Source organism: Cytobacillus sp., assembly GCF_032154635.1.
Classification (GTDB): domain Bacteria; phylum Bacillota; class Bacilli; order Bacillales; family Cytobacillaceae; genus Cytobacillus.
Map to the genome: position 1 here is coordinate 1 of NZ_JALDXW010000061.1, position 15,271 is coordinate 15,271.

A 15,271-nucleotide genomic window follows, 5' to 3' on the forward strand; every position below is an offset into this window, starting at 1 on the left:
AGCACGTGAGATTCCGGTTCTTAAGATGTGGGTTCGATTCCTGCCGAGGGCGCTAACTTATTGATGTATCAAGCTTTATAAGAGTTTTTAATTTGATTTGTCCTAGTTTTGTCCTAGTGAGCGTAAATTTTTCAATTTACGCTCATTAATCTTTTAGACCAATCTTTCATGAAGTTATTTATTTTTTCGGTATTTAATTGCTCTGATCTGTTGGACATATGGCCGTATGTTTCTAATAAAATTGTTTTATCTATATCTCCGAGTCTTCCACCGATGTAATTCAAATCAGAAATTCCAGCCTCCCACATAATTGTTTCATGAGTGTGACGGAACATATGTGGAGTTGTATGCTTCAACCCATTTCTTTTACATAAAGTTTTTAATGCACCTGCATAATTAGGCATTTTCACAAGTTCTCCAATTGGGTTGATAAATAAAAATTCTGGTCGTTTCTTAATTTGCATGACCCATTTTTTACGAATGTGTAACCATTCCTCTAACTTTTCAATAGTAAAATCATCTAAACCAATTTTTCGTTCACCTGTTTCCCCAGTCTTTGTAGTATCTTTCGTTACATATACTCCATTTTCCCTCACAAGCGTTTTATTAAGGTTTAAAGTCTTGGAATCTAAATCTAGATCAGAAACATGTAGAGCACAAATTTCACCTATCCTAGCGCCTGTTCCGGCCAGTATATAAGAAATATAAATATATTGTGTATATTCTTCGGTCCATTCTTCTACAGCAGCCTTAATTAATTCTTCATATTCATCTAATTCTAAGAATTTTTCATTTTTCTTCTTTGATTTTTTACAGGTTGTAGGATACTTAATTCTTGCTGCTGGATTATTAACAATTAATCCTTCTTCAATAGCATCTAGGAAAGCTTCTCTAATCGTTGTATTCATTCGTTGTAAGGTGCTTTTAGTATATTGAGGTGCAACTTTATTTATTAACTTCTGATATTCTGGCCTATCTAACTCTAATAACTTTGCATATCCGATATTCCTAGTTACCATTTCAATAGCATTTTTTATATTTTTTTCTGTATTAATTGAAACAGCACCTTTTTTATATGTTTCAAACCACCATTCAAAAAACTCGTTTAAAGTTTTATTGGCGTCGCTTGGATCGAATCCTCGTTGAATCTTCCCTTCCATTTCAGTAGCTGCTAAGCGAGCTTCTGTTTTTGATTTAAACCCTCCAACTGGAAGTTGTTTGCCTTCACCAGTACGTTTACATTTATAATAGACGCGATACTCCCAAGTATTCCCGCGCTTTCGATATGTCGCCATTACTCCTCCCCCTTAATGTAGTGTTAATTCTTCATCAATCAAAAGGTTATCAGTTACTTTCTCGTATCCTTGAACCTCGCAATACACTTCACCATCTACTACCCTTATTGAGGAAAGGATAGGAATTCTAACCATTTGACCATTCTGATCTTTGCACTTGTCTAATTCTTCATCTAGTAAACCTTTTGAAATGATTTTCTTCATAAGAAACACTCCTTTAAGTGGTTAAAATAAACTCCATTCGGTTCACCTGTGGAAAATGACCAATAATCGCCATAACATCTGGAGCATAGAGAAGAAATTGCTCAATTACACTAGGGTCATGAATATCAAAAGACAATCTTCTTTTCAGGGCACTGAGGTTAATACCAAGTTTATTTGGATAATCTTTATTAATAATTAATTCAGATATATGTACACCGTAATTAATAAGGTTTTCATCTATTTCGCTATATTCAACTGACTTAATCGGTACCATTAAATCAAAGTAAAAAATATGCTTGTCCCAATCCACTTCACCCTTAAACAACTTTAAAACATAATAAAAAGGTGATAATTCTCCATCTACATACTGATAATCTAAATATTGAACTGGCATTGGTGATCTTCCTTTCTCTTTGCAGATTTAAACTCTAATGCACGAGCAAGAATTTTATTAGTTTCATCAGAGTATGGTGGAGCTTTGCGGTAACGAGATTCCATATATTTTCTGTGGGCAGCATCGGATTTAGCTTGTGCCCACTGATTTCTATAGTGTACTAAGCGCTTTTTTGCAAATTCTTTAGTTACATTAAAGGTATCTGCAACAAAATCCACGCCATCATTTACATTTATATAATTAGTAAGGTTATATTTTAATAACATAAAAGTTGGAACACAAAAGTGGTACATAAAGTTGTTTGCTTGGTTTTCCTGCAACTCTCTAAACATCTGTCTAAGTTTATGTTGGCTTCCCACATGCTTTATTACATGACCTAGCTCATGACCAAAATCCTGCCATTGTTCCCTATTTGCTTTTCTTTCATCAAGGACTATACTGTATAAACCATTTACACATTGCATCTTACTTCCCCGATTCCAATAATGAATCCAAATATCCAAATTTTCAGCTATGTAATACATTTCAATATCATCAGGTGAGTCTATCGAAAGAAAAATATATAAGTCGTGAATATTTTTTTCTAAAGTTGTCATTTGATATCTCAAAAAATCACCCTCTATAAAAACATATGTTCTATTTTGGTTGTAAAAGAAAAGCCCGTATCAACGTGCTTTAAATATTGAAATATTCTAAAGTTAATCTTAATGATTTACCATTTCATACTACTTTCTATTTTGCTTATCTCCAGGCTTACGACCTTTTTCTCTTTCTAAAAGCAATTTTAATAATTCAACTGCTTCTTCATCAGATATGTCTCCGTCTCTTGCTGCTATCTGTGTATTTGCATTATTAAATATTTCCTCTGCATGGGAACGATAATCTGCACCTTTTAAGAGATGATCTGTTGTAACTTCTAGCGCCTCTGATATTTTGATTATTTCATTATCAGTTAAGGGTCTTGTACCTTTTTCGATTCGGTTCATTACACTAACATTAATATTTACTTTATCAGCTAAATCTTTTTGTTTCCAACCCTTACGTTCCCTCAGCAAAACAATTCTTTCACCAATTTTCATTGTTTCACCATCTTTCCATATTAGAAATAATTTTAGCATTTTTCTAATGCGGAAATACACATTATTGCTAAATAAGAAATTTTTTTCTGTTTTTGTGTTGACATTTCTAAAACAGCAATTTAATATATAGTTAACAGGTTGCTAAAACAGAAATTCAATAGGAGGTTTAATATGCAAAGTCTTAATCACGATTTTATAAAAACTAGAAGACAATCATTAGATATTTCTCTTCAAGAAATGGCTGAAAAACTTGGCTTTAAGAATGCTTCAACATATTTAAAATATGAGAATGGTTCATATGCATTTAAAGCGGATCAACTTCCAGTCTTATCAAAAGTTTTAAAATGTAAAATAAGTGATTTTTTTAAACAAAAAATTGCTAAAACAGCAATTTAATAATTGAAGGAGCTACCAATGAACCCAAAACAAAAAGAAAAACTCATTACTGATTTATTGCAAACTCTAGCAACTAACAATGTAACTTTTGCAGAAGTGCCAGAAGTACTTAAAGCCTTGGAAAAAGAACTAAGCGAGCTGTGCCAGCAGCAAGTTATTCAGATTTCATAAGGAGTTGATTTAATTGAATGAATCTAATAAACGAAAAGAAATAAAGATCACTTTAGTAAATGCAAAATCAATTATTGAGTTAGCTAAAGAACTTGGTATGACTGATATTGATTTGTTGAAAGCTATCGACCTTATTAAGGACCTTCATGAAAAAGAAGCCACCGCGGCAACGGCGGCTGAAATAAAAATTTACGCTGTTCCAAAAATATTACACGAGAAACAAAAATTAAGCAGTTCTGAAATTGCATTCCTAACAGCAGCTAATCAACTTATATCTGAATACATTGGTACCCAATATAATGATTCTCTTGTTGAAAAAGTAGCTGATGAATTAGGAAACAAGTTGGAAAAAGCTACTCATTCTTTTTAACTTCTTCATGATATTTCTTTAACATCAACTCAGTAGTAGCAGCAGATATACGAATGAATTGCTGAACTAAACTTCCAACTCCTTCATCGGAATATTTTGACTGCAGTTCTTGGATAGTTTCGTTTTTGATCTTTTCAAAGTCCATGATTCCACCTCCTTACATTGTCATAGTTCGACAGAAGGAGACTAAATTCCTACTAAGGAGTTAACACCATGAATCTCACAAACAAAGTAATCTGGGCTGAACTTAAACTCAAAGTCCTAGAATCAGCCATGATGCTAAATGACGAGTACGCGAACGAAGATGTAATCGCAAAGCTAATGGAAGTCGTTGAGATTTTGGATAATACACAACCCTAGGAGGTGAAATTTTTGTTAAGCGTTCAAATTGACCAAAAGCAAATTGAACAACAATTTCATGAAAAGCTGCAAAAGCATTTGGATGAAATCCAAAATCGAACCGTGTTCTGGGATATGAAAGAACTTTGTCGTCAAACTTGCATGAGTGAACCATTTGTAAAGGAACATTTTTTCTTTGATCCACGGTTTCAAAAATTTAGAGTTGGTCGTAAATGGTTGTTTCCTGCAAAGGAAACAGAAAAATTTTTAATTCAGTGGCTGCGAGAGCAAGCAACACACTAATAAATTAGGAGGCTATGTAATGATCCAACTTGTCTTTATCGAAAATAACAAAGCAGTTACTGACAGTTTGACTGTTGCAGAAGTGTTCAAGAAGGAACATGCAAGAGTCATGAGAGACATTCGGGAACTCGGTTGCAGCGAAGAATTCCGAGTCGGCAATTTCGCCGAGTCCACTTATGTAAACACTCAGAACAAAGAAATGCCAAAGTATTCAATGAGCAAAAAAGGCTTCACTCTACTTGCTATGGGTTACACAGGCAAAGAAGCAATGAAATTTAAAGAAGCATACATTGAAGAGTTTGAGCGAATGGAGTCTCAACTCAAAGCTCCTAGAATTCTTAGTGATAGAGAGCAGTTACTAGCTTCTATGAAAATGACTCTTGAAACTTCTGAAAAGGTTGATCAAATCGAAAACAAAATTATCTCACTAGAGCAGAAGGTTGATGAACAAATCACACTGACTTCTGGTGAACAGCGTAGGCTACAAAAAGGCGTAGCACACCGAGTCTACGAGTTTACTCAAGATAAACAAGAAGCTGCCAGGCTTTTTAGAGAAGTTTACCGAGAAATTAAAGATAGATTCGGTGTTGCTAGTTACAAGGACGTTAAGAGAAGAGAGCTTCAGTCAGCTCTTCTCTACATAGAAAATTGGATTCCTAGAAAAGTCTCTTAAACTAGTTCCTTCTACTATTAATTTTAATTCATAGAATGTAATGAAACTGTTCAACCCCAGAACATATAGAAAATGTTCTAAATCTGAACATTAGGAGGGAGGTGGAAATCATGCAATATGGATCTGTTTTTAAAAAGGCTAGAAAACTATCAGGATTATCTCAAGAAGTTTTAGCAGAAAAAATGTTTATGCCAAGAAGCACAATTTCAAAAGTTGAGAATAACAAGATGGAGTTAAAGTTATCTGATGCAATCCGTTGGTTTAATGCAACACAAGCTCCAGAAGCTTTAGCAGCTATGTTATGTGGAGTAGACATTGCTACGATTGCACAGCACTTATCAATGTTAGTGGGAGGTTTAATTAGATGGATTTAGGATATATAGCTGCAATGATTTTCGGCACACTCTTTATTTTTACAGTTGGCATTATGGTTGGTGACTTCATGCGAGATGGGAGGGAGAAAAGGTGAAACGATTAAATGTTGATATTAATGAAGAGCAATATGAAGAGTTAAAAGAAATTGCAAAAGAACATGATGTAAATATTGCGACTTTATTGGGGGCATTTGTTGCAGATTTATCTGGAATTCTTTCAAATGGTTCAGACGAAAGAGACTATGCTCGACAGTATCTAGACAGAACTTGGATAGGAATAAATAGAGCATTTAAACGGAATGAGGAATTGCGGAAGTTAAGAGAAGAAATAAAAAAGCAGCAAGCTCGGGAAAGCTCACTGCACAGAACTACGGTATAAATTCATTCTATCACGTATGGGATGAAACGACAAGAACCTTTGTTCCTGTCGCGATAAGTCAGAACGAATCTACCATTCCACCTCTATCAATCGTTTTGGCTTATCGCGATGCGAATAAAATTTGCATCTGTTGAAAAGTACATAGAGAGGAGGTTGAAGGGATGCGTGACCATCCAGTAATTGAGCAAATAGAGCGTACTGGTTATCCATATCCAATGGATAAAGAGTATCAACTTGAGGAAGATCATACTGAAGAAATGGAATGTCCAGTTTGTTCTAATGAAGAAATAGAGGATCATCATAATTTCTGCAAAATTTGTGGTACAGAAATTGAAAAATAAAAAGACTCCTGTTAGCAGCAGGAGTCAGCATTTCTAAAACTATTAATTACTGTCATTGTAGCATATCAATCTTTGGTGGTAAAGGGAGGATAAATATGGCAAAAAATGCAGTATCGACCCTTTCAATGAGCCGTTATGAATGGCTACAAGAACGAGCAAAGGGTATAGGCGGAAGCGATGCTGGAATAATCTTAGGATTAAACAAATATCGGACAGCCTTTGAGTTGTGGCTTGAAAAAACAGGACAAGTTGACCCCATTGAAATCGATAATGAAGCAATTTATTGGGGAAATGAAATGGAAAACGTCGTAGCTAAGGAATTTGAAAAGCGGACAGGAAAAAAAGTACGAAAAACAAACTTCATGTATAGCCATCCAAAACATGAATTCATTAAGGCTAATGTTGACCGACTTATTGTAGGTGAGTCTGCAGTATTGGAATGTAAGACTGCTAGTGCTTATCTTGCTAAGGAATGGGAGGGTGAAGAAATTCCAGCTACTTATCTTGTTCAACTGCAACATTATCTAGGGGTCACTGGGAAAGAAAAAGGCTATATTGCAGTCCTCATAGGTGGAAATCGTTTTGTATGGAAAGAAGTTGTGCGAGATGAAGAACTAATAAAAATGATATTCGATGCAGAATTTCATTTCTGGAAATATCACGTTCAACAAGGACATGCTCCTGAATTAGATGGATCAAGTGCAGCTGAACAATATTTGAAAGAGAAATACGCACAGGCTGAAAAGGATAAGGAAATAGTCCTTCCTGGCAATTACAAAGATATGATCATTCAATATGAAAAGATAAAAGATGATGAAAAATTAATCAAAACAGCAAAAACGGAAATTGAAAATAAACTTAAAGCTGAATTGAAAGATGCAGAAACCGGACTTACTGATTCCTACCTGGTTTCTTGGAAAAGTCAGATTCAGAATAGGGTCGATTCTAAGGTGCTTAAAGAGAAATTTCCTGATATTTATAAGCAAGTTTTAAAAGAGACTTCCTTTAGAAAATTTGCAATTAAGGAGCTGAAATAATGGCAACTAACACAGCTTTGAAAAATCAATTAGCTAATAAACAAGAGACTGCTGCAAAACAAGTTTCTGCCAACTCACTAGGATTAAAAGGGTTACTTAATACACCTACAATGCAAAAAAAGTTTGAACAGGTTCTTGCAAAGAAAGCTCCACAATTCATGGCATCATTACTCAATCTTTATAACGGGGATGTCAGCTTAAGAGAAGCAGAACCAATGTCTATAGTATCCAGCGCAATGGTTGCTGCTTCATTGGATCTTCCGGTTGATAAAAACCTAGGATATGCATGGATTGTTGCTTTCTACGATAAAAATAAAGGCTGTAAAGTTGCTCAATTTCAACTTGGGTATAAGGGTTACATTCAGCTGGCGTTAAGAAGTGGGCAGTATAAGGCAATTAATGTCATTCCTGTTTATGATGGTGAACTTATTAAATGGAATAGACTTACAGAAGATATTGATCTTGATTTAGAAGCAAAGTCTAGTGAAAAGGTAGTCGGCTATTGCGGTTATTTTAGACTCGTGAACGGATTTGAAAAAACTGTTTATTGGACCAGGGATGAAGTTGAAGCGCATCGGATTAAACATAACAAAGCTAAGGATAAGAAATCCCTTAACAACGTATGGCGATCAGACTATGATGCAATGGCGATGAAAACAGTATTGAGAAATATGTTAGGAAAATGGGGGATACTTTCTGTTGAAATGCAGAAGGCATTTTCTGAGGATGAACAAGAACGAGAAATTAAAGATATTACAGATGAAGTTGAAGAAATTGAGGATTTACCTCTAGGAGCTTCTGATAATGAACCTTCGGTGGAACCAGAAATAATTGATGCTGATCCTAAGAAAAAGACAGATAAAAAAGTAGAAGAAAAAATGTCAGCTCAAGACTCGTTAGATATTGAATTTGAAGATGTACAGTAAAAAAACAAAGGTCCTGTTGCCTGCTTGGATATTCGAGCAGGCAAAGGATAAAGAGCATTTAAAACAGCTTGTACTAGAGTATATGCAGCGTTATCCAGATTATGTAGTGAAATCAGTTAAAAAGAAATTTGCTGTTTGTGAAAGAAGGTATGTGATACGGTGCCCGGAAGTTATCCATTTCCAACTTATTCAGGATTACTTGAGCCAGAACATTATAAAAAGATCGGATCAGCTTTGTGGCTTTTCTTATGGTGCGTTAGCTCCACAACCAAAGAGATTGAACGTGATGGAATAACGTGGGGCATCGTATTAGGAAATAAGCCACTAAAGAGACAGGAATTAGCAGAACCTTTCGGAGTCAGCGAAAGAACTGTACAACGGTGGCTGGATGACTTAGAGAAGCACGAATATATCAAGGTAACTAGAGCCCCATATGGTTACATTCTTACTGTTAAAAACTCTAAAAAGTTCCATCAAGAGAGAGTGGACAAAAATGTCCAGTCTGATGGAGATAGGACAAAAATGTCCAATCCAGAGTGGACAGAAATGTCCAGTCATGTGGACAAAAATGTCCACTCTAATAAAGATATTACAAAGATAAACAATACTACTACTAATACTATTAAAGAATTTGACCCTGTAGATTTAGTAGCAGAAAAATATATCGACTTACGAACCATGCAAGAAGGCAAGGTTGTATATCCAAACACAAAGGACTATGAAGCAATCGCCCAGATTATCGCCCGTGCGGTGCCGCCCGTACAAATAATCAAATTGCTAGAACAGTGCTTTGAGGAGTACAGCGAACGAAATCCTAAAGGCAGCATAAAGGCTTTTAGTTACTGTGAGAAATATATTCTTGAACGCTATGAAGCTATTAAAGCCAAGGATGAAGCTATGAAAGTTGCGAAAAGGAGGATTCCTGAAAATGACCAGGTCGATAAGCGAAGTGCTGTCCGAACTGCAAAAAAGAGCTCAACAGACTCAATCACAGGCGGACAGACAGGCTGGCTTCGAAGAGGAAAAGCGAAATTATCAGTGCCCGAAGTGTCAGGACAGGACGGGATATATTGAAATCCGTGAAGGTGTAGAAGTATGGGTCCGGTGTAATTGTGTTGAATGGCGAAGAGTACAAAAACTTATGAAAGCTAGCGAGATTACAGATGAATTTAGGAGTTTAGGTTTTAAAAACTTCGTGATCGAAGGGAAGCCCCAAATAGTCCATGACATATACAATTGTGCATTCACATATTTCAAAGAGTTTGAGTCTTTACGTTCTGGAAGATCTAACAGTATCGCTTTACTTGGACAACCAGGAGCAGGTAAGACACACCTGTTAACAGCTATTTCAAATAACTTAATTAATCGGCTAAATGTACCAGTTCTATACTTTCCGTATGTTGAAGGGTTTAACGATTTGAAAGATGACTTTAACAAACTGGAAGAAAAGCTTGAGCGAATGAAAAATGTTGATGTGCTCTTCATTGATGACCTGTTTAAACCAGTAAAGGGGAAACCAAGGGCTACTGAATGGCAAGTGGAACAAACATATGCAGTCATCAATTACCGTTACTTAAATCACAAGCCTATCTTAGTATCATCTGAACTGACAGTTGATGAACTTGTTGATGTTGATGAAGCACTTGGGACGCGAATCTATCAAATGTGCCAAGACTTCACAGTTGTAATCCAAGGTGACAGAAAAATATTAAATCATAGATTGGTAGGTGCGCCGAATGTGTAATTTATGCAAAGGAACAGGTATTGTTCATGACCAAGGTAGTTGCTATACGTCAATTCATGGTTGCCCGAATTGCGAACCAATGCCTGAAGAAAAATGGCAAGCAAGGATTAAGGCAGTGTATGATCACGTAACAGCAAGAAAGGCAGAACTTGAACGGCTAAAACTAGTAAAAGAGGTGTGCTGATTGAGAGCAACTTATGATTCTGTGAAAAAAGTAAACGTTCACCAAGAAATAAAACGGAATATTATTCTTGAGGATCTTCTAACTTTAGGCATTACAGAGTCACAGCAAGGAATCTCAGTCTATGAACTTGATTACGATGAATTGAAATATGAGTTGGTAATGGCTTCGTTTAAGAAAATAGATATTCAAAATGACCAGAATAAGTGGTTCTAGAAAGGAGACAAATCATGACTTTAGTAAATGTAAAGCCGGTGACACGTTGCTCAAAATGCCTTACTCATGGAGTTGTTCGCCGCAAAGAAAAGAAACTTGTTGCTATGGAGTGTCCAGAGTGTAAAAACCAGTGGAAAACTTATTCAAAGTTTTGCAAGGACTGTGGTGAGCCAAATGGATACGTGGTTGAAGGGCCGTGCATGGGTTGCTATGCACAGAAATACAAATCGTCATGAGCAAGAATCCAGTCATACAAAAGGCTTTTGAAAGAGGAAAGCTAGAAGGTTATCAATTGGGTCTTGAGCATGGTGAAAATCGTGGAAGACAAAAAACGGTATGTTTTGTAGCTGATAAATTTAAAAAACTTTCAGAGACACCGGGTATTGGTCCCAAAACTGCTGAAAAGATCAAGGAGATATTTGGCAAAGAGTATTTCAATAATTGAGTGAGATTGAAGGTGAAGTACAAATATGAATATCAACTTTGAAGATATACCCAAACACGATGTATCAAATAAAGTATTGGAACTGCTAAAGAAGGTTACCTACAAGCAAGATGATTTTGGGTTAAAAAAATATAATGAGCCATTACATCATTCTATGGTTTATGACTGGGATGCAATGGCCAATGAAGAAATGGCAGACTACTTGAAATATCGTCAGTGTGAACGTGAGCGAAAAGCTAATGTTATCGATATCTTGAAAGAGGGTTTACGTTCGGATGAACCAAAAGAATTTATTGAAGTAGCTCTTCAGTTATTGACTGTGGGGGGAACAGGCAAGTGAACCTGATTTATGCCAGCTGAACTACATAGTGAGACACACAGAATCTAAAACAGCTGCAATTACAAAACTAGAACGGAGGATGAATCTTGTTTCCAGTCACGATACGCAGGCAAAGGAAATATGAGGCAGAGCAAGCCATAAGGGATTTAGAAGCAAGAGGGTTTGAAGTAGTCTACCCACTCACTGAGTTAGAACATGATGGCAAGGAGTTTAAACGAGATTCATATAACCGCAAAATATTTGTCCAGAACACTCACAGCAGTTGCTGGATAGCTAAATTGAGAAAGGTTGATTAATTTGAATTGTCCAGTATGCAATCGGCCATTAAAAAGCCCGAAAAGTATATCAAAGGGAATAGGTCCTGTTTGTGAAAGAAAGCTAGAAAAGCTAAAAGATAAAGCTGATGAAGATCAATTGAAGATGGAGTTAGATATTAATGCAAAGAATGAGCTACAAGGAGTATCGCAAAAAGAAACAACCTTCTAAATCAAAGTACGGGAATAAAAAGACGGTGGTGGATGGCATTACCTTTGATTCTAAAGCAGAATCAATCTACTACAATCAGTTGAAATGGCTTAAGAACGCTAGACAAATTAAGTCATATAAGCTTCAACCAAGGTATTTGCTCCAGGAAGGATTTAAAAAGAACGGAAAATACTTCAGGCCCATTTATTATAAAGCTGATTTTGAGGTTATCAACCTTGATGGTAGTACACAGGTTATTGATATCAAGGGCACTATAACCAAGGAATTTGCAATCAAGCGAAAACTTTTTGAAATGAAATACATGGATTCTATTACTCTCTTGAAATATGAGAATAACCAGTTCGTGGAGGTGTAGAAGTTGGCAAGAAGAGTTGTCGAAACAAATGCAGCCAGCCTTGATCGAGAACTACTTCAAGTAATTGTCATCTATGAAGAAGGCGTATCTAAGCAAGATATTCGAAAAGAAAATCCATATAGCAAAAAGCACGGTGTCTTATATCAAGCAGCTGGAGCTTACGAGTTTAAGGGATTAGCAGCAAACTAATATCTTGAAGGAGTGAGTGTCGTGAAAACCGTTCAGCCAATTCGAGATGTTGCGATGATTGCGGCAATGAAAGAGGTCTTGATGCGACAGCATTACAGAAACTATTTTCTATTCGTTTTGGGTATCAATACCGGATTACGCATTAGTGATTTACTCGCTTTAAAAGTGGGAGATGTGAGGAATAAATCGCACATTGTCATTACTGAGCAGAAAACGGGAAAGATGAAACGGTTTAAGATCAATAACGAGCTCCAGCAGCACATTAGTAAATTCACAATTAATAAAGATAAAGCAACATATCTTTTCCAATCAAGAAGAGGTCAGGATCGCATACACAGGGTTCAGGCATGGAAGATATTGAATACAGCAGCTAAAGAGGTTGGTTTATCAGAAATCGGTACTCATACCCTTAGAAAGACGTTTGGGTACCATTTTTATCAAAAATACAAAGATGTGGCAGTCTTACAGCAGATATTTAATCATTCCAGTCCGGCCGTCACCATGAGATACATTGGGATTAACCAGGACATTATGGACGAAGCAGTGGATGGATTTTCATTATGAGGAGTGTTTAGCATGGAAACTGTTTTCATAATAAAAACAGATGCAAATAGCGATAACTTCAAAAAGGAAATAGGAGAGTTCTTTACAACATATTGCAAAGAAAAGAATTCAAATATATCGATATACGAATTAAGTGAGACAGGTAAGGAACAAGTGGAAAATATAATATATACTAAATAGTTTTTGTATTATGTTTCATTAAATCGGAGGGGAAAAGATGTTTAAAAAATATAGAGATTTAGAAGAAGCAATTGAAAGTGCGGTTGAAGTTTTAGAAGAAGTTGAAGTTTTTAGAAGTGATATTCAAGTTGAAGTGGAAAATTTAGTTGCTTATGTTGAGCGATTTGATGATGAAGATGAAAAAGAAGAACTGTTGGAAGCTTTGGATGCAATCAAAGACGATTTAAACAGTATTCTAACCAGGCTGACATAAGGAGGAATGAACGTGCGTGAGATAAAAACTAAAACTTTCGAAAATGGTTTAGTTATCAAACACCGAAAATCAGCCATTATCTTTGAAAATGCTAGTGGTAAAAAGGAGAAAGAAGAACGATTCTCTTATGAATTTTCAAAAGAAGGTTTTAAAGAGTTTGCTACTTATATTGAAGAAATAGCTAATGAAGCATGGTCCAATATTGAACCAAAAGAGGCAAATAGCGTTGGTTCAGATTATGACGAGTATTATGACCGGAAATATGATGCTAATGGAAGTCTATGTATTTCGGAAAAGGGAATCGGCATTATGGCACCTTATTGGTCAGTTGATACGCTATATCAATTTAACAAGCCTAAGATACAGTCATTCATTTATGATTTGCGAAAAAAGTTAATCAACTCTTGAATTATTCAGTTTACTAGGCGGTGAAACCATGTTAGGAATCTGCAAAATGTGTGAGGAAGCTGAAATATTAAATGACGATAAAGTTTGTGCAAGTTGTAGTCATCCTGATTGATAGGTTAGGAGGGAAACCATGAAGCAGCTAGATTTATTCCGTGAGATTATAGTTGATAACTTTGCAGGCGGTGGTGGTGCCAGTACGGGAATTGAAATGGCTACCGGCTTATCAGTAGACATAGCAATCAATCACGATCCAGCTGCCATTGCTATGCACAAGGTAAATCATCCTGATACAGAACATTATTGCGAATCGGTTTGGGATGTTGATCCGAAAGAAGCAGTGAAAGGTCGGAAAGTGGGGCTGGCTTGGTTCAGCCCTGATTGCAAACATTTTAGTAAGGCAAAAGGCGGAAAGCCTGTTGAAAAGAAAATAAGAGGTCTAGCTTGGATTGCTGTTAAGTGGGCAATTGCTGTACGGCCGCGAGTAATTATGCTTGAGAATGTTGAAGAATTTAAGACTTGGGGACCACTCAATGATGAAGGCTATCCGGATGAAAAACAGAAGGGAAAGACTTTTAGTTCATTTGTGAAGGCTCTTGAATCATTAGGGTACCAGGTTGAATTTAAAGAATTAAGAGCTTGTGATTATGGAGCTCCCACAATTAGAAAAAGGTTCTTCATGGTTGCGCGTTGTGATGGAAAGCCGATTGTTTGGCCGCAGCCAACACATGGAGATCCAAATAGTTTGCCAGTTAAAAAAGGGAAATTAAAACCCTGGAGACCAGCATCGGAAATTATAGATTGGACTATAGGTACATCTTCTATCTTTTCTAGGAAAAAACCACTAGCTGAAAATACCATGAGAAGGATTGCTCGGGGGATAGAACGATTTGTTGTTAATAATCCTTCACCTTTTATAGTTCGCATCGGTCAAACCGGTTTCGGTGGAGATAGACTTCAATATCAACTTAATAAACCATTAACTACTATTACAACAAAAGCAGAGCATTGTTTAGTAACTCCTACACTTCTAGTGAATACAACAGGACATCCAGGAGGCAGGCTTGACGAACCGATCAAGACAATAACAACTGGTGGGCATCATGCATTAGTAACTCCTTTTCTAGCAACCTATTACACTGAAACAACAAAAAATGGAGTAAGAGGTCAAACATTACAAGAACCTATTGCTACAATTCCTACAGCAAATAGATTCGGACTTGTAAATGCGTTTCTCACAAAGTATTACGGGTCTGATATCGGACAAAACATAGAAGAACCTTTACACACGATAACAACAAAAGATAGGTTCGGTTTGGTAACGATAAGGGGTCAAGATTATCAAATTGTTGATATCGGCATGAGGATGTTACAACCACATGAGTTATATGCAGCTCAAGGATTTCCTTCTAACTACATCATTGATCGCGATTTTGAAGGAAAGCCATACCCAAAGACTCAACAGGTTGCTAGGTGCGGGAACGCTGTTCCCCCTCCATTTGCAGAATCACTAGTGAGAGCGAATCTTCCAGAATTTTGTGTAGAGCACAATCGCTATAAGCCAGCAGTTTCTTATTAAACACAAGAGTAAAGGAATTTCCTAAGGAGGCTATATTTTGACTAAAGACGATC

General features: G+C 36.3%; 31 protein-coding genes and 1 pseudogene. 26 read left to right on the forward strand and 6 right to left on the reverse strand.

The genetic code is table 11. From position 1 onward, the window contains the following. Positions 1 to 131: 131 nt before the first annotated feature. From RUH74_RS22785 to RUH74_RS22805, 5 genes are all read right to left on the reverse strand, one after another. Positions 132 to 1,295 carry a tyrosine-type recombinase/integrase gene (locus tag RUH74_RS22785; protein WP_313804712.1) on the reverse strand — a complete coding sequence of 388 codons (1,164 nt, stop codon included), beginning with the start codon at positions 1,293 to 1,295 and terminating at the stop codon, positions 132 to 134. Between the two features lie 12 nt (positions 1,296 to 1,307). Next, entirely contained in the window at positions 1,308 to 1,499 is a 192-nt protein-coding gene (locus RUH74_RS22790; protein WP_313804715.1) for a hypothetical protein, read from the reverse strand. A gap of 13 nt (positions 1,500 to 1,512) precedes the next feature. After that, complete coding sequence (locus RUH74_RS22795) at positions 1,513 to 1,893, reverse strand: hypothetical protein (RefSeq protein ID WP_313804718.1); 381 nt, start codon at positions 1,891 to 1,893, stop codon at positions 1,513 to 1,515. Next, positions 1,875 to 2,501: an ImmA/IrrE family metallo-endopeptidase gene (locus RUH74_RS22800; RefSeq protein WP_313804721.1), complete on the reverse strand. Its 627-nt coding sequence runs from the start codon at positions 2,499 to 2,501 to the stop codon at positions 1,875 to 1,877. Before RUH74_RS22800 ends, RUH74_RS22795 begins: the two co-directional genes overlap by 19 nt. Positions 2,502 to 2,618: 117 nt before the next feature. Next, the gene (locus tag RUH74_RS22805) at positions 2,619 to 2,972 is read right to left on the reverse strand and encodes a helix-turn-helix domain-containing protein (protein WP_313804724.1); all 354 of its coding nucleotides are present in this window, start codon (positions 2,970 to 2,972) and stop codon (positions 2,619 to 2,621) included. 171 nt (positions 2,973 to 3,143) lie between these two features. Here RUH74_RS22805 and RUH74_RS22810 point away from each other — a divergent pair, with 171 nt between their 5' ends. The 3 genes from RUH74_RS22810 to RUH74_RS22820 are packed head-to-tail and all read left to right on the forward strand — an operon-like array spanning position 3,144 to position 3,909. Continuing rightward, positions 3,144 to 3,368, forward strand: a complete 225-nt coding sequence (locus RUH74_RS22810; protein ID WP_313804727.1) for a helix-turn-helix domain-containing protein — start codon at positions 3,144 to 3,146, stop codon at positions 3,366 to 3,368. An 18-nt stretch (positions 3,369 to 3,386) separates the two neighbouring features. Next, entirely contained in the window at positions 3,387 to 3,539 is a 153-nt protein-coding gene (locus tag RUH74_RS22815; protein WP_313804730.1) for a hypothetical protein, read from the forward strand. Between the two features lie 13 nt (positions 3,540 to 3,552). Beyond that, positions 3,553 to 3,909 (forward strand): hypothetical protein, encoded by a 357-nt coding sequence (locus RUH74_RS22820; protein ID WP_313804733.1) that lies wholly within the window; start codon positions 3,553 to 3,555, stop codon positions 3,907 to 3,909. Here the strand turns inward: RUH74_RS22820 and RUH74_RS22825 are convergent. After that, positions 3,893 to 4,054, reverse strand: coding sequence for a hypothetical protein (locus tag RUH74_RS22825; RefSeq protein ID WP_165571628.1), 162 nt, complete (start codon positions 4,052 to 4,054; stop codon positions 3,893 to 3,895). The genes RUH74_RS22820 and RUH74_RS22825 overlap by 17 nt on opposite strands. A 68-nt stretch (positions 4,055 to 4,122) precedes the next feature. Here RUH74_RS22825 and RUH74_RS22830 point away from each other — a divergent pair, with 68 nt between their 5' ends. From RUH74_RS22830 to RUH74_RS22940, 23 genes and pseudogenes are all read left to right on the forward strand, one after another. After that, positions 4,123 to 4,269, forward strand: a complete 147-nt coding sequence (locus RUH74_RS22830; RefSeq protein ID WP_313804739.1) for a hypothetical protein — start codon at positions 4,123 to 4,125, stop codon at positions 4,267 to 4,269. Positions 4,270 to 4,272: 3 nt separating this feature from the next. Then, complete coding sequence (locus RUH74_RS22835; protein ID WP_313804742.1) at positions 4,273 to 4,551, forward strand: group-specific protein; 279 nt, start codon at positions 4,273 to 4,275, stop codon at positions 4,549 to 4,551. Positions 4,552 to 4,570: 19 nt separating this feature from the next. Further along, positions 4,571 to 5,224: a Rha family transcriptional regulator gene (locus tag RUH74_RS22840; RefSeq protein WP_313804745.1), complete on the forward strand. Its 654-nt coding sequence runs from the start codon at positions 4,571 to 4,573 to the stop codon at positions 5,222 to 5,224. Positions 5,225 to 5,334: 110 nt separating this feature from the next. Further along, positions 5,335 to 5,598 carry a helix-turn-helix domain-containing protein gene (locus tag RUH74_RS22845; protein ID WP_313804748.1) on the forward strand — a complete coding sequence of 88 codons (264 nt, stop codon included), beginning with the start codon at positions 5,335 to 5,337 and terminating at the stop codon, positions 5,596 to 5,598. A gap of 91 nt (positions 5,599 to 5,689) precedes the next feature. Beyond that, positions 5,690 to 5,977: a hypothetical protein gene (locus RUH74_RS22850; protein WP_313804752.1), complete on the forward strand. Its 288-nt coding sequence runs from the start codon at positions 5,690 to 5,692 to the stop codon at positions 5,975 to 5,977. Between the two features lie 161 nt (positions 5,978 to 6,138). After that, positions 6,139 to 6,318, forward strand: a complete 180-nt coding sequence (locus tag RUH74_RS22855) for a hypothetical protein (RefSeq protein ID WP_313804755.1) — start codon at positions 6,139 to 6,141, stop codon at positions 6,316 to 6,318. A 95-nt stretch (positions 6,319 to 6,413) separates the two neighbouring features. Continuing rightward, positions 6,414 to 7,355, forward strand: a complete 942-nt coding sequence (locus RUH74_RS22860; protein WP_313804758.1) for a YqaJ viral recombinase family nuclease — start codon at positions 6,414 to 6,416, stop codon at positions 7,353 to 7,355. Then, positions 7,355 to 8,281 (forward strand): recombinase RecT, encoded by a 927-nt coding sequence (locus RUH74_RS22865; protein WP_313804761.1) that lies wholly within the window; start codon positions 7,355 to 7,357, stop codon positions 8,279 to 8,281. The genes RUH74_RS22860 and RUH74_RS22865 overlap by 1 nt, the downstream gene beginning before the upstream one ends. Positions 8,282 to 8,440: 159 nt before the next feature. After that, on the forward strand, positions 8,441 to 9,355 hold the full coding sequence (locus RUH74_RS22870) for an HTH domain-containing protein (protein ID WP_313804764.1): 915 nt from the start codon (positions 8,441 to 8,443) through the stop codon (positions 9,353 to 9,355). Beyond that, positions 9,243 to 10,025 carry an ATP-binding protein gene (locus RUH74_RS22875; RefSeq protein ID WP_313804798.1) on the forward strand — a complete coding sequence of 261 codons (783 nt, stop codon included), beginning with the start codon at positions 9,243 to 9,245 and terminating at the stop codon, positions 10,023 to 10,025. Before RUH74_RS22870 ends, RUH74_RS22875 begins: the two co-directional genes overlap by 113 nt. Beyond that, positions 10,018 to 10,209: a hypothetical protein gene (locus tag RUH74_RS22880; RefSeq protein ID WP_313804767.1), complete on the forward strand. Its 192-nt coding sequence runs from the start codon at positions 10,018 to 10,020 to the stop codon at positions 10,207 to 10,209. The genes RUH74_RS22875 and RUH74_RS22880 overlap by 8 nt, the downstream gene beginning before the upstream one ends. Beyond that, the gene (locus RUH74_RS22885) at positions 10,210 to 10,422 is read left to right on the forward strand and encodes a hypothetical protein (protein WP_313804769.1); all 213 of its coding nucleotides are present in this window, start codon (positions 10,210 to 10,212) and stop codon (positions 10,420 to 10,422) included. Positions 10,423 to 10,618: 196 nt separating this feature from the next. Then, positions 10,619 to 10,867 carry a hypothetical protein gene (locus RUH74_RS22890; RefSeq protein ID WP_313804772.1) on the forward strand — a complete coding sequence of 83 codons (249 nt, stop codon included), beginning with the start codon at positions 10,619 to 10,621 and terminating at the stop codon, positions 10,865 to 10,867. A gap of 25 nt (positions 10,868 to 10,892) precedes the next feature. Next, positions 10,893 to 11,207, forward strand: coding sequence for a hypothetical protein (locus RUH74_RS22895; protein WP_313804775.1), 315 nt, complete (start codon positions 10,893 to 10,895; stop codon positions 11,205 to 11,207). Between the two features lie 86 nt (positions 11,208 to 11,293). Then, the gene (locus tag RUH74_RS22900) at positions 11,294 to 11,503 is read left to right on the forward strand and encodes a hypothetical protein (RefSeq protein ID WP_313804778.1); all 210 of its coding nucleotides are present in this window, start codon (positions 11,294 to 11,296) and stop codon (positions 11,501 to 11,503) included. A gap of 1 nt (position 11,504) precedes the next feature. Continuing rightward, on the forward strand, positions 11,505 to 11,693 hold the full coding sequence (locus RUH74_RS22905; protein ID WP_313804781.1) for a DUF6011 domain-containing protein: 189 nt from the start codon (positions 11,505 to 11,507) through the stop codon (positions 11,691 to 11,693). Beyond that, a pseudogene (locus RUH74_RS22910) lies at positions 11,653 to 12,015 on the forward strand (DUF1064 domain-containing protein); the annotation flags it as partial. The gene RUH74_RS22905 and the pseudogene RUH74_RS22910, both read left to right, overlap by 41 nt. 36 nt (positions 12,016 to 12,051) lie before the next feature. Further along, positions 12,052 to 12,237 (forward strand): hypothetical protein, encoded by a 186-nt coding sequence (locus RUH74_RS22915; RefSeq protein WP_102274066.1) that lies wholly within the window; start codon positions 12,052 to 12,054, stop codon positions 12,235 to 12,237. A 21-nt stretch (positions 12,238 to 12,258) separates the two neighbouring features. Next, positions 12,259 to 12,801, forward strand: coding sequence for a site-specific integrase (locus RUH74_RS22920; protein WP_313804801.1), 543 nt, complete (start codon positions 12,259 to 12,261; stop codon positions 12,799 to 12,801). 12 nt (positions 12,802 to 12,813) lie between these two features. Further along, on the forward strand, positions 12,814 to 12,981 hold the full coding sequence (locus RUH74_RS22925; RefSeq protein WP_313804786.1) for a hypothetical protein: 168 nt from the start codon (positions 12,814 to 12,816) through the stop codon (positions 12,979 to 12,981). Between the two features lie 37 nt (positions 12,982 to 13,018). Next, positions 13,019 to 13,234: a hypothetical protein gene (locus tag RUH74_RS22930; protein WP_313804789.1), complete on the forward strand. Its 216-nt coding sequence runs from the start codon at positions 13,019 to 13,021 to the stop codon at positions 13,232 to 13,234. Between the two features lie 12 nt (positions 13,235 to 13,246). Next, a complete protein-coding gene (locus tag RUH74_RS22935; protein ID WP_313804792.1) occupies positions 13,247 to 13,642 on the forward strand; it encodes a hypothetical protein in 396 nt (131 codons plus the stop codon). A gap of 130 nt (positions 13,643 to 13,772) precedes the next feature. Next, the gene (locus RUH74_RS22940; RefSeq protein WP_313804795.1) at positions 13,773 to 15,218 is read left to right on the forward strand and encodes a DNA cytosine methyltransferase; all 1,446 of its coding nucleotides are present in this window, start codon (positions 13,773 to 13,775) and stop codon (positions 15,216 to 15,218) included. Positions 15,219 to 15,271 lie beyond the last annotated feature (53 nt).